The following is a 12,781-nucleotide window of genomic DNA, read 5'->3' on the forward strand; positions in this document are numbered from 1 at the left end:
TCTCCTCTAGATATATACTAATTTTTCAATATTGCTTTGTTTATCTTTTTAATCAAACCTGGCCCTTCATATATAAAACCCGTATAAATTTGTACTAAATCTGCACCAGCGTTGATTTTCTCAAGTGCATCTTCGGCTGAGTGAATACCACCCACCCCAATAATTGGAAAAGATTTGTTTGATTTCTCTGACAAGTATTTAATTACTTGGGTACTTTTATTCTTTATTGGTTGGCCACTTATCCCTCCATTACCTATTTCCTTCAAACGCTCTTCAGAAGCTTTTAAATGATCCCTGGTGATCGATGTATTGGAAGCAATCACACCATCAATTTTTGTCTCTGCCACCAAATCTATAATTTCATCCAATTGTACGGTATTTAAATCCGGTGAAATTTTCAATAGAATGGGTTTCTTTATTTTAAATCGCTGGTTTTCTTTTTGACATTCTGAAATTAACTCAATTAAATAATCTTTATCATTCAACTTCACATCACTTGCTACATTCGGACAACTCACATTCAACGCGAAGTAATCCACAAAAGGATGCAGTTCTCGAAACACATCTAAATAATCTGAAGTATATCCTAGGGGGCTGGTATCTGTATTTTTACCAACATTACCACCGATGATTACTTTGTGCTTGTTTTTTTTTAAGTTCTTAATTACGTTTGCCACTCCATCATTATTGAAGCCCATACGATTGATAATTCCATTGTCTTCTTGCAATCTGAACAGTCTTTTCTTTGGATTCCCGGTTTGTTCTTTTGGCGTGATGGTGCCAATTTCTATAAAACCAAAACCAAAATTTGCCAACTCGTTGTAAAGTACTGCGTTCTTGTCAAAACCAGCAGCCAAACCAACTGGATTTCTAAAGTGCAATCCAAATAAATTGCGCTCTAATTTTTTATCATTAATTTGATATAATTTTCTAAACAATCCAGGTACTAATGGAATTTTACATAAAACTCTGATTAGAGAAAACGTAAAATAATGTACTTTTTCTGGATCAAATAAAAATAAAAACGGTCGGATTGTTAATTTATACACTAGCTATATGGTTTTTCTTACATTACTTAGCAAAAACAAGACTATGAGTGCAGGATGCCCCTCATTTTATCTCAACACAGCTTGCACATTTTTTTCAAATGTTTGCTGTAGTTTCTGCATTACTTTGTCAATTTGTTTGTCTGTTAATGTTTTTGTTTCATCTTGAATTAAAAAACTAACCGCATAGGACTTTTTACCTGTTGGCAATTTATCTCCTTCATACACATCAAATAAATCTACCTCTTTTAATAAAATCTTTTCAGACTGAAAAGCCAAATTATAGATCTCTCTGAATTCAACTTTGGCATCTAATAACAAAGCTAAATCTCGCTTTACTGAAGGGAATTTAGGCAAATCAACTACTTTTATATTCTTATTCCCGGTCAACTTTAAAATAAGATCCCAATTAAAGTCAGCAAATAAAACATCTTGTTTGATTCCAAACTCTTTTAGAAGCCCCTCTTTTATCACGCCGAGATCTACCAACTTCATTTTACCGAGACTCAAGGTAATTCCCTCTGAAAAAATATCTTGTTTCGTTGGTGTGGTTTTTAACTGATCAATTCCCAAACGTTCAAACAAACTATTCACAATTCCTTTCAAATAGAAAAAATCAACGACTTTGTTCTCTTTGCTCCAACTTTCAGCAGCTCTGTTGCCTGAAAGGAACAAAGTAAGATGCTTATTTTCTTGATACTTTTCATTAAACTTATGATAGGTTTTCCCATATTCATAAAATTTCAATGCGTTATTTTTTCTATTTATATTATAAGAGACAGACTCTAAGCCGCTAAATAACATCGATTGACGCAATACTTTTAAGTCATTACTTAAAGGGTTTACAATTGCGACACTCGCCTCTTCCTGTATGTTTTCCGACAACTCCGCGTAAGCTGGTTTTGTCAAAGAATTTGCCATCGTCTCATTAAAACCTAAAGAAGTCAAGTGATTTGATGTTACGTTTTCAATTTTTGTATACTTATTGAAGTCAAAAGAAACCGAAGTATTTAATTTGTGTGAAAACTCAATATTATTATAGCCATACACCCTTAAAATCTCCTCAATAATATCTGCTTCTCTCTGAACGTCCGTTCTGTAAGATGGAATTGTTAAACCCAATCCTCCTTCTGTTTCACTGTTTATTTTAATTTCTAAAGATGCTAATATCTTTTTTATAGTTTCTTTCGGTATTTCCTGTCCTATCAAACGATACGCATTTTCGTAGGAAAGAAAAACTTGATAATCCTCAATTTTTTCAGGATAAAAATCAGAAATATCAGACCCCATTTTCCCACCAGAATACTCCTTAATTAAAAGAGCTGCTCTTTTTAAAGCATATTTAGTTAAATTAATATCTATGCCTCTTTCAAAACGAAAAGAAGCATCTGTGTTTAATGCGTGCCTTTTTGCTGTTTTTCTAATAAATACAGGATTAAAATATGCACTTTCTAAAAAAATTGATGTCGTATGCTCTGAAACACTAGAAATACTGCCTCCAAATACACCAGCGATACACAGTGGTGTGGCATCCGAATCACAAATCATAATATCTTCAGAAGAAAGGGTTCTTTCCACACCATCTAGTGTTGTAAACTTTGTTCCTTCCTGCAGTGTTTTCACAAGAATCTTATTCCCTTTTATCTTTTGAGCATCAAAAGCGTGCAAGGGTTGCCCTAATTCGTGTAGAACATAATTTGTAATATCTACAATATTATTTTTTGGAGTAATCCCAATTGCCTTTAACTTATTTTGAATCCATTCTGGTGAGTCTTTGATCGTTACATCGGTAATTGATATTCCACAATACCGCGGAGCGTGCTCTCTTTTCTCTATCTCTACGTCAAAACGGAGTGTTCTTTCATCTACATGAAAATCACTTACAGAAGGAGATATTAATTCTAAATTAATATCCTGTTGCATCAGACCTGCACGCAAATCTCTAGCAACTCCAAAATGACTCATCGCATCTGATCTATTGGGTGTTAAGCCAATTTCAAAAATTTCGTCTATTTCAATTTTGAAAACCTCTGCAACTGCAACGCCTGGTTTTAAAGTAGCCTCCAACACCATAATCCCGTCATGACCTGTTCCAAGTCCTAATTCGTCCTCCGCACAAATCATTCCATGACTTTCTTCCCCTCTAATTTTGCCTTTTTTTATTTTAAATCCAACGCCCTTGTCGTCATATAAAGTAGTTCCAATGGTCGCTACGGGCACTTTCTGACCAACGGTTACATTGGCTGCTCCACAAACAATTTGGACGGGTATTCCCAATCCTAAATCTACCGTGGTTACTTTTAAACGATCTGCATTTGGATGCTGTATACAAGTTAAAATTTCACCGACAACAATGCCTTTTAAACCTCCTTTAATTGCCTCTTTTGTTTCAATACCTTCGACCTCTAAACCTAAGTCTGTCAATAATTCACCGGTCTTTATGGCATCCCAATCTATTTGTAAAAACTGCTTCAGCCAATTGTATGATATCTTCATAATCTGTTTTGTAGATTTTCAAAAGCAAATTTAACCAATTTTTGCGGATTACGTTCGTAAAAGCGATGATAATAGACCTGTATTCCCTAAATACATACGTTTGTGAAAGATTCTAAATACACTTTTTTAAAAGTCTATTTATTGTCATTGCCTGTCCATAGATTGGACCTCTTAACTCGCAAAACTGTTTAAAAATGATTTTTACTTTCTTAAAAGAATTATTTATACCGCATTTAAACAAGGCAAACTCACTTGACCAGCTAACAAACTAAACCAGTATTTATTCTCTGAAAAGATTAAAGAAAAAAACGTCTCTCTATCTTTTTAAAAAGCAAAAAATAGAGGTTTCCAAAAATTATTCCAATCAAAATTCCCACAAAAATATCTATTGGGAAATGAATACCTAAATACAATCTACTATAGGCAAAAATTAATGGAAAAATAAGGAGGGCATACACATACTTGTACTGCTCCCTTAATAAAAGAATTACAAAGACCGAGAAAAAAGTAGAGGTAGTTGCATGACCCGACATAAAACTATAGCTCTGTGGACTGATAAGCGTTCGCAGTAAGTATTTTATTTCAGGATCATTATTAGGCCTTAGTCGTTCAAATGAGTTTTTTATTAGGTTTGTAAACTGATCTGAAAACGCAACGAGTAAAATCATGAAAAGTAATGCAAAGCCACCACGTTTCCATCCGAAAGTTTTAAAAACTAAGTAAATAATAAGAACAAATAACGGTGACCAACTTAACTGGTTGGTGATTGATAACCACAAAAAGTCCCACTTCTCACTACCTAAATTATTAAGGTAAGTTAATAAAATTTTGTCTTGTTGAATAATGTCTAGCAAACTAATAATTTATTTTTAAAATTTCTACTTCAAAAACTAAATCTGATTTCGCTGGAAATGGTCCGAATTTCTTAGTCCCAAAACCAATCATGTAAGGAATAAATAAACGTGCTTTTTCACCTTCTCTTAAAGAAAGTAGCCCTTCTTTTAGACCGCTAATCATCGGTCTTGCAGTATCGTTCAAATCGAAAACAGTGGGTTTCCCAATGTCTTTAGAAGATTTTACTCTTTTTCCGTCCGCAGTAAATACAATATAATTTACACTCACTTTTTGAGGCATTAAAATGCGCTTTCCAGAAGTTTCTCTTAGCATTAAAATCCTTAATCCCGTTCCTGTTTTCTGAGCTTTTGATTCCTTTTTTTCTTTTAAAAAAATGGCTTTCTTTTCTAAATAAATGGCATATCTTTTTTCTTCTGCAACTTCATTTTTAGCTTTTGCTTCTTTAACTTTGTTGCCTTCAGCAACCTTGAACTTCGACTCTTCCCTTTCAAAAACTTCGGCAGCATTAAAATTCTTTGCAGCAGCACCAATTCTTATAATTTCAATGGTGTTAATTGTATCATTTCGTTCAATTTTATTCACAACAGACATTCGTGCCGACCGTATTTCATTTTTTAATTGCAAAGAATCTAAAAAATTCTTTTCCAGTTCTTTGCGCTCTATTGAATTTATAATCGTTTTGCCAAAGACACTGTGCTTTCCATTCAAATGGGGAATTGCTCTGTGTGTAATAAAAAACTGAGTGTTATTTGTAGCGATGCCGCCATTGGCCATCGAAAATACTCCTTGGTCATCGTGTTTATAAAATAAATTTCCACGGGGATCTTTCGGAAATTCGTCTGTAAACACATAACCAACACTTTTTTTCCCCGCTGCGGTAAAACCACCGCCTTGAATTACAAAATTAGGAACAACTCTATGAAAAATAATACCTTGATAAAAATTTTTACCTTTTAGAGAATCTGGAAGTTGCCTGTTAGTACCCTCCACTAGAGCCACAAAATTAGCCACAGTTTTGGGTACCTTTTCAGCATATAATTCTAATAAAATAGTTCCTTTATTAGTTTCTATTTCTGCATACATTCCCTCCTTTAGTTCTTTATACTTTGCAGGGATACATCCGATAAATAGAACACAAAATAAAAAGAGAGATCGTACTTGTTTCATCCTTTAATTTAAAACTTCTAGTAATTCAACTTCAAATACTAAAGTAGAAAAAGGTTTTATATCTTGTCCTTTTTGTTGCGCCCCGTATGCTAATTCTTGTGGTATAAAGAATTTATATTTTGATCCTTGATTCATCAATTGAACACCTTCTGTCCAACCTTTAATTACTTGGCTTAATCCAAAATCAGCAGGCGTTTTTCTATCTACAGAACTGTCAAAAACTTTTCCCTCTATATTGGTTCCATGGTAATGCACCTTCACGCGCGTAGTCGGTCCTGATGGCTTTTCACCTGAGCCTTCTTTCATTACTAAGTATTGTAAGCCACTAGCCGTAGTTTGCACTCCAGCTCTCGTTTTGTTTTCTATTAAAAAATCTTCGCCAATCTTTTTGTTCTCTGCAAAATTTGTTTCCGCTAATTCAGCTGCTTTGGCTTGCTGCTCTTTCATTTGAGCTTGTTGCTTCTTTTGAAAGTATGCACTCAAAACATTTTGAATGTCTTTTGTTTCAATTAATAAATTAGTAGAATCCAGTCCATTTCTAATTCCCTGATTTAAAAGTGATTTATTTACTTCACTGAAATTAGATTTTAACTGACTGGACATGCTCAATCCAACAGCATAACTTACAGAATCTAATTCCGTTTTTAACGATTTTACTTCTTTCACTTGATTTCCACAAGAAAACAAGGTTACTGACACTGCTAATACTGCTAAATTTTTTACGATCTTCATTTGGCTTAATTTAATTTTTATTATTTAATAATGTTACGGTACTTATAATGGTTGTGTTCATTTCAATTTTATTTCCATCTCCAAAAACACCAAAGGCGTTGTAAGACGGAATTACAAATGTAATTGTTTCTCCGACTTTCATCAATTTAATTCCTTTCTGAATTCCAGAAATAAAATCTTCTTGATCTATTTTGTATGTTCGAATACCTAATTCTTCTTTCGCATAAATCACAGAATTCTTTAAATTTCTAATATCGTAATAAAATTCAACAAGATCTCCTGTTTTTGGCGTTGTTGTTTGTCCGTCTATTTTCGTATTGTATGCATACCAAAATCCATTTGCCGATGTTTTATAATTTAAGATTGTATCGCGAGAAATGAAACGAAGAATTTCACTTTCCTCAAATTCTATCAACCGCTTGGACGCTTCAACACTCTTTTGAAAACTCGTTGTAGACGGTTTTGGGTTTATAGGTCTTCGAGGCTGAGAATTTGCACAGCTTAGTAAGATGAAAAGCAACAAAAAGACAACAATCTTATGCATCATAAGAGGTATTTAACTCATGTGTATACCTCGGCAAAAGACTCATGAAGTATTTTATAGTAGCTTCCATAACCCCATCGAACTTCCCTCCTGCTGCATTGTCATGACCACCACCTCCAAAATGATTTCTAGAGAATTGATTTACAGAAAAACTTCCTTTTGACCTGAAAGATATTTTGATTATTTTTTGCTCTGCATCTTCAATAAAAATGGCAGCGAAAATAATTCCTTTTAATGAAAGTGCATAATTCACCACTCCTTCTGTATCTCCTTTTTGAAAATCAAACTTATTTTTCTCTGCCTCTGTCAACGTAATAAAAGCTGTTTTATGCTCAGGTAATATTTCCAGATTACTCAATGCTTGTCCTAACAGCAAAAGTCTTCCATAAGAATTTGCGTCGTACACCTTGTTATGAATGATGTCATTCTGTGCACCTTTATCTATTAGGTCTGCAATTATTCTATGTGTGGTGCTTGTAGTGGATCTAAATCTAAAAGAGCCTGTGTCTGTCATGATTCCTGTGTAAAGACAAGTCGCGATTGCAGCATCTATTAAATTTAAATCGTGATTTATCTCAATAAACTGATATACCATTTGACAAGTAGAACAGATAGAAATATCTGAATACATATATTTTACGTCATCTGGCTGCTGGTGATGGTCTATCATCACGAAATCATTCGGATATTTCTCCAAATTCTTTTGCATGTCTGGACCTACTCTGTGCAGTGCATTAAAGTCTAATAAAAAAATAATATCCGAGGCATCAATCGCTTTATGAGACTGTGCATTTTGCCAATCAAAACGCTGCGTGGTTTCTGAGCCGGGAAGCCAGTGCAAGAAATCTGGATATTCATTTGGAACCACTACCGTTGCCTGATGTCCTTTCTTATCTAAATAATGTTTGAGACCTAAAGTTGCCCCCATGGCATCTCCGTCTGGATTCCTATGCCCAACAATAACGATCTTTCTTGCAGTCCCAAGAAAGCCCTTTAATTCTTCAATTCCTTTTAAAATCATAAGTGGTAAATATACAATTTATTAATATTGTTCAAAATATAATCTGCTTTACATTTGGATAAAACACAAATAATTTAGCAATGAAAATGCTCTTAAAAATAAGCTACAGCCTCGTGCTTATCCTTTTTATTTCCTGCGCTGCACCAAAAGCCAAACACACGAAAAAACCACTAGATTTCACCATTGCTTTTGGTTCTTGCAATCGTCAAAACATGGAAAACATTCTTTGGAAAGAAATCAAAAAGAACAAGCCAGACTTTTGGATTTGGGGAGGAGACAATGCATACTCCAATACCGATGAAATGGACAAATTAAGAATGGATTATGAAACTTTAAAAACAAAAGGGAAATTTAGAGTTAACAAATAGCATACCTGTAATAGCTACATGGGATGACCATGACTATGGAATCAACGATGCTGGTGCAAATTTTTGTAAAAAAAACAGAGGCACAAAAAATTTTTTTAGATTTTTTTGAAGCCCCAGAAGACCACTCAAGAAGATCCCACAAAGGAGTCTATCATTCTGAAATTTTTAAAACAAAAAAAGGACGTGTTAAAGTACCTGTATTAGACACGCGCTATTTTAAAACAGCACTCACAAAAAGCACAAAATTGAATAAAAAACATACACCAAACAGATATGGAAAAGGTGCAATTTTAGCAGAGGCACAGTGGAAAGGATTGACCAACGAGCTGAATAATACGGATGCCGATTTTAATATTATTGTGAGTAGTATCCAAGTTTTATCAGCAGAACACGGATTTGAAACTTGGGGCAATTTCCCCCATGAAATAGACAAGCTTAAAGCAATCATTAAAAAGCAAAGCCAAAGGTGTGGTCTTACTCTCTAGGAACGTCATATTTCTGAATTTTCAAAGATAAAAATAACCGACCTCTCTTTTCCATTAATTGATTTTACCTCGAATGGACTTACACATGCCTACACCGATTTTACTTCAAAAAAAAACAAGTTGCGTGTACAAAATGTAATTTCAGAAATTGGTTTTAGACTTTTAAAATTTAATTTTAAAGCACATAAAATTTCCATGCAAATGCGGGGAAAAGAGAATAAGTTATTGCAAGAATTATTTCAAGTTTACCCTCTAGCACCATATTTATATTTAAAAGCGTACTTTTGCAAAAAATTAAAAATAAAATGGCAACAAATAGAACATTTACAATGCTAAAACCAGACGCTGTGGAAAACGGTCATACGGGTGCAATTTTAGACAAAATTAACGCTGCAGGATTTAGAATTGTAGCCCTTAAAAAAACCCAAATGACGAAAGCAAATGCAGAAGCTTTTTATGCTGTGCACAATGAGCGACCATTTTTTGGTGAATTGGTTGAATTTATGACACGGGGACCAGTAGTTGCTGCCATCTTAGAAAAAGACAATGCAGTAGACGATTTTAGAACGCTAATAGGTGCCACAAATCCAGCAGATGCTGCCGAAGGAACTATCAGAAAATTATATGCAACCTCAATGGGAGAAAATGCAGTACACGGTTCTGATTCTGATGAAAATGCTCAAATTGAAGGAAACTTTCACTTCTCAGGTAGAGAACAATTTTAAGAGTTAAAATTATTTTAAAACGCTATAAATTCGCAACACACATGTTGCGAATTTTTTTTTGCGCACCCTACAAGATCAGGTATCAACAGCCACAAAAAATACTTCCGTTGTAAACAAAAAAAATCTCCAATAGGAATAGACACAAAAAACTTGCGCTGTTGTCGTGTGTGTATGCGTGTGTGTTATCAAAATATGTAGCCTTTTATTTTGACGCTGAAACTCTCAGGATGGTGCTATTTCAAATGCAATAAAAAAACCTAAGAAAATAATCTAAATTGATTTCTAAATAACACGAACTCTTACTATTCGTTAAACCAACATCAGTTTCGTTATAATTTCCTCTCCTATTTCCTCATTCATCATTTTAATAATTTTCTCTTTACCATAACTAAGTTCCTCTCGCAAAACAGAGGAAGTTAAATGAATAAGCAGCGTCTTATTTTGGAGTTTAACTGCGCTTGTGTGCGTTGCAACACCCGGCCCCATCATTTTGCTCCAAGTTTCTTCAATCTTAATTTTCTGCATGCCTTTTGTCAAATTATTTTCTTTGATAAAAAGTTGCATTAAATCTTCTATAGAAATGGAATCGTTTTCTCTTTTTGACATGTTTTCTATTTTGTCTTTTTCTTAAAAATACTGCTTATAACTTAAAAATCTTGTACGGCTTATTGCTTTGTTTTACAATATTTTCTGTTCTCTCTGAATGCGTATCAGTGATGAAAATTTGCCCAAATTCGTCATTATTGACTAAGTTAATAATTTGTAAAACACGACTTTCATCCAACTTATCAAAAATATCATCAAGCAATAAAATTGGTACTACATTCGACTGTTGTTTGATAAACTCAAATTGAGCGAACTTTAACGCGATTAAGTATGATTTCTGTTGTCCTTGAGAACCAAACTTTTTAATGGGGTAGTCTCCTATTTCAAAACTTAAATCGTCTTTATGTGTGCCTGCTGTTGTGTACTGTAAAATTTTATCCTTCTCTAGCGATTTTTGCAATAAACTGTTCATTGAAAAATCATTTAACTGGCTTTTATAAACGAGATCAACACGCTCTTTATCGTTAGATATTACCTGATACTTTTCATTAAATATAGGAATAAACTTTTCAAGAAATGCCTTTCTTACCTCATAAATTCTGGTGCCATACTCAGAAAGCTGCGCATCATACACGCTTAGATTTAGAGCATCAAAAGTTCTATTTGCTGCAAAGTACTTTAAAAGCGCATTTCGCTGCGTTAACACCTTATTGTAAGCCAATAAATCTAATAAATAGTTTTTATTTTGTTGCGAAATCACACCATCTATAAATTTCCTGCGCGTATCACTACCTTCAGTAACTAAATCTCTATCGGCAGGTGATATTATCACCAACGGCAATTGACCTATGTGCTCTGAAAACTTTTCATAGCTCTTACCATTTCGCTTCAAAACTTTCTTTTGACCTTTTTTTAAACTGCAAACAATTTTTTCATTTCTGTGATCAATAACATAGTCACCTTCTACCATAAAAAAAGACGCACCGTGTCTAATATTTTGAATTGCAACAGAATTAAAATAGCTTTTAGCAAAAGAAAGATAATAAATTGCGTCTAAAATATTAGTTTTTCCCACACCATTATTCCCAACAAAACAATTTATTTTTTGCTGAAAATCAAATGATTGTGCTTCTAAATTCTTGAAATTTAATAAAGATATTTTCTTTAAATACATATTTGACTAGTAGTGTTTAAAACGAATTGCAAATTATTGAAAATTTTGCAAATTATCTCCTTTTCAAATCCAATAAAAAAAACTATTTTTGTTTCCACAAATTTTAAGAAAACATGGCAACATACAAGAAAAAATACAAAGCGGAAGGTAAAAAAGAACAACAAGAAGTTGACGAATCTCAATTCGAAACTGCTGGTGTTTTAAACACTTTAGAGGAAACTGCTACAAAATCTGAGAAATGGATTGAAACAAATAGCAAACCTTTATTTTCTGCCTTAGTAGGAATTGTTGTACTCTTTTTATGTTTTTTAGGATATACTAAATACGTATCACAACCGAATGAATTAGAAGCTGCAAATGAACTCGCTTTCCCTAGAAAGTTTTATGATCAAGCCTCAAAAGCAGGTGTCGGAATAGACTCTTTATTGATGCTAGGTCTTGAGGGTGCAGACGGGAATTATGGTTTTCTAGACATCGCAGCAAGCTATAGTGGAACAAGTGCAGGAAATCTAGCAAACTACTATGCCGGTGTTTCTTATTTAGAAATGAAGCAATATGACAAGGCTATTGAATATTTAGAAAATTTTGATTCTGAAGACGAAATGCTCGGTCCTGTAGCTTTAGGTGCTGTTGGTGATGCCTTTGCTGATATCAATCAGGCAGAGCAAGCGCTAGAATATTATGAAAAAGCAGCAAAGAAGAAAAATAATGACTTTACAGCTCCTTTGTTTTTATACAAAGCCGGAATGACTGCTATGCAGTTAGAGGAATTTGACAAAGCCGCTACTTTATTTACTAAAATTAAAGAAAACTATCCAACATCAACGGAAGCCAAAGATGTTGAGAAATTCATAAATGCCGCTTTATACGCTAAAAAATAAGTTTCAATAAAAACAAATATAGTTTGCAATCGCGCACTATGTATTGAAAATTAAAAACCAATACTAAATTAAATGGCAACAACAAATTTATCCTATTACGATAAGAAAACAATCCCAAATGCGAAAACTTTTCGATTTGGGATTGTTGTTTCTGAATGGAATCCAGACGTTACTAGAAACCTTGAAAAAGGAGCAATAGAAACTTTAATCGCTTGCGGAGCGCTAAAGGAAAATATTATTTCTTGGGATGTTCCTGGAAGTTTCGAACTCGTTTACGGATGTAAAAGAATGATTCAATCACAAAAAGTAGATGCCATTATTGCTATTGGAAATGTTATTCAGGGAGAAACAAAGCATTTCGATTTTGTTTGTGAAGGGGTAACTCAGGGTATTATCGACTTGAATGTGAAACATGATGTTCCGGTTATATTTTGTGTTTTAACAGATAACACCAAACAGCAATCATTAGACCGATCCGGAGGAACTTTGGGCAACAAAGGAATTGAGTGTGCCGTTGCGGCAGTAAAAATGGCAGCATTGAAAAATATAGCGCGCAAAAGTGAAAGTATTGGTTTTTAAAACAACATTTTACATCCTCACTATTTAATATTTTGCACGCACCCCATAAGGTATAGCCGTTACTGATAAAATCGTAATTTTTAAGTCTTTTGTACTTTGGGAATACTTTAAACATCATTTTTAGTAAAATTCCTTTAAATACTTTAAATTTGTTTCGTTTTT

14 protein-coding genes are annotated in these 12,781 nt (G+C 33.7%); 5 read left to right on the forward strand and 9 right to left on the reverse strand.

Annotated features, from left to right (window positions below; genetic code table 11):
• Nucleotides 1-17: 17 nt before the first annotated feature.
• The 7 genes from PI23P_RS11230 to PI23P_RS11260 all read right to left on the reverse strand — a co-directional run bounded on the left by PI23P_RS11230 (nt 18) and on the right by PI23P_RS11260 (nt 7,861).
• On the reverse strand, nt 18-1,049 hold the full coding sequence (locus PI23P_RS11230; protein WP_004570980.1) for a quinone-dependent dihydroorotate dehydrogenase: 1,032 nt from the start codon (nt 1,047-1,049) through the stop codon (nt 18-20).
• Between the two features lie 66 nt (nt 1,050-1,115).
• Complete coding sequence (pheT, locus tag PI23P_RS11235; protein ID WP_004570981.1) at nt 1,116-3,542, reverse strand: phenylalanine--tRNA ligase subunit beta; 2,427 nt, start codon at nt 3,540-3,542, stop codon at nt 1,116-1,118.
• Between the two features lie 296 nt (nt 3,543-3,838).
• Nucleotides 3,839-4,396, reverse strand: a complete 558-nt coding sequence (locus tag PI23P_RS11240) for a phosphatase PAP2 family protein (protein ID WP_004570982.1) — start codon at nt 4,394-4,396, stop codon at nt 3,839-3,841.
• Nucleotide 4,397: 1 nt separating this feature from the next.
• The gene (locus tag PI23P_RS11245) at nt 4,398-5,564 is read right to left on the reverse strand and encodes a peptidylprolyl isomerase (protein WP_004570983.1); all 1,167 of its coding nucleotides are present in this window, start codon (nt 5,562-5,564) and stop codon (nt 4,398-4,400) included.
• 3 nt (nt 5,565-5,567) lie between these two features.
• Complete coding sequence (bamJ, locus tag PI23P_RS11250) at nt 5,568-6,296, reverse strand: BamJ family beta-barrel-assembly machinery protein (RefSeq protein WP_004570984.1); 729 nt, start codon at nt 6,294-6,296, stop codon at nt 5,568-5,570.
• A 10-nt stretch (nt 6,297-6,306) separates the two neighbouring features.
• On the reverse strand, nt 6,307-6,843 hold the full coding sequence (gene gldI, locus PI23P_RS11255) for a gliding motility-associated peptidyl-prolyl isomerase GldI (RefSeq protein ID WP_004570985.1): 537 nt from the start codon (nt 6,841-6,843) through the stop codon (nt 6,307-6,309).
• Nucleotides 6,833-7,861: a DHH family phosphoesterase gene (locus PI23P_RS11260; protein ID WP_004570986.1), complete on the reverse strand. Its 1,029-nt coding sequence runs from the start codon at nt 7,859-7,861 to the stop codon at nt 6,833-6,835. The genes gldI and PI23P_RS11260 overlap by 11 nt, the downstream gene beginning before the upstream one ends.
• Before the next feature lie 80 nt (nt 7,862-7,941).
• Here PI23P_RS11260 and PI23P_RS11265 point away from each other — a divergent pair, with 80 nt between their 5' ends.
• From PI23P_RS11265 to PI23P_RS11280, 3 genes are all read left to right on the forward strand, one after another.
• Nucleotides 7,942-8,229, forward strand: coding sequence for a hypothetical protein (locus PI23P_RS11265; RefSeq protein ID WP_004570987.1), 288 nt, complete (start codon nt 7,942-7,944; stop codon nt 8,227-8,229).
• Between the two features lie 29 nt (nt 8,230-8,258).
• Nucleotides 8,259-8,714 carry a metallophosphoesterase family protein gene (locus tag PI23P_RS11270; protein WP_004570988.1) on the forward strand — a complete coding sequence of 152 codons (456 nt, stop codon included), beginning with the start codon at nt 8,259-8,261 and terminating at the stop codon, nt 8,712-8,714.
• A 305-nt stretch (nt 8,715-9,019) separates the two neighbouring features.
• On the forward strand, nt 9,020-9,439 hold the full coding sequence (locus tag PI23P_RS11280; RefSeq protein ID WP_004570990.1) for a nucleoside-diphosphate kinase: 420 nt from the start codon (nt 9,020-9,022) through the stop codon (nt 9,437-9,439).
• Nucleotides 9,440-9,748: 309 nt separating this feature from the next.
• Here the strand turns inward: PI23P_RS11280 and PI23P_RS11285 are convergent, their stop codons facing one another.
• Nucleotides 9,749-10,045: a DciA family protein gene (locus PI23P_RS11285; protein WP_004570991.1), complete on the reverse strand. Its 297-nt coding sequence runs from the start codon at nt 10,043-10,045 to the stop codon at nt 9,749-9,751.
• A 34-nt stretch (nt 10,046-10,079) separates the two neighbouring features.
• Nucleotides 10,080-11,159: a DNA replication/repair protein RecF gene (gene recF, locus PI23P_RS11290; protein ID WP_004570992.1), complete on the reverse strand. Its 1,080-nt coding sequence runs from the start codon at nt 11,157-11,159 to the stop codon at nt 10,080-10,082.
• 113 nt (nt 11,160-11,272) lie between these two features.
• Here recF and PI23P_RS11295 point away from each other — a divergent pair, with 113 nt between their 5' ends.
• Both PI23P_RS11295 and ribH read left to right on the forward strand, forming a co-directional pair.
• Nucleotides 11,273-12,040 (forward strand): tetratricopeptide repeat protein, encoded by a 768-nt coding sequence (locus PI23P_RS11295; RefSeq protein ID WP_004570993.1) that lies wholly within the window; start codon nt 11,273-11,275, stop codon nt 12,038-12,040.
• Nucleotides 12,041-12,112: 72 nt separating this feature from the next.
• Nucleotides 12,113-12,619: a 6,7-dimethyl-8-ribityllumazine synthase gene (gene ribH, locus PI23P_RS11300; RefSeq protein ID WP_004570994.1), complete on the forward strand. Its 507-nt coding sequence runs from the start codon at nt 12,113-12,115 to the stop codon at nt 12,617-12,619.
• The last annotated feature ends 162 nt before the right edge of the window (nt 12,620-12,781 follow it).

Source organism: Polaribacter irgensii 23-P, from assembly GCF_000153225.1.
GTDB classification, from domain to species: domain Bacteria; phylum Bacteroidota; class Bacteroidia; order Flavobacteriales; family Flavobacteriaceae; genus Polaribacter; species Polaribacter irgensii.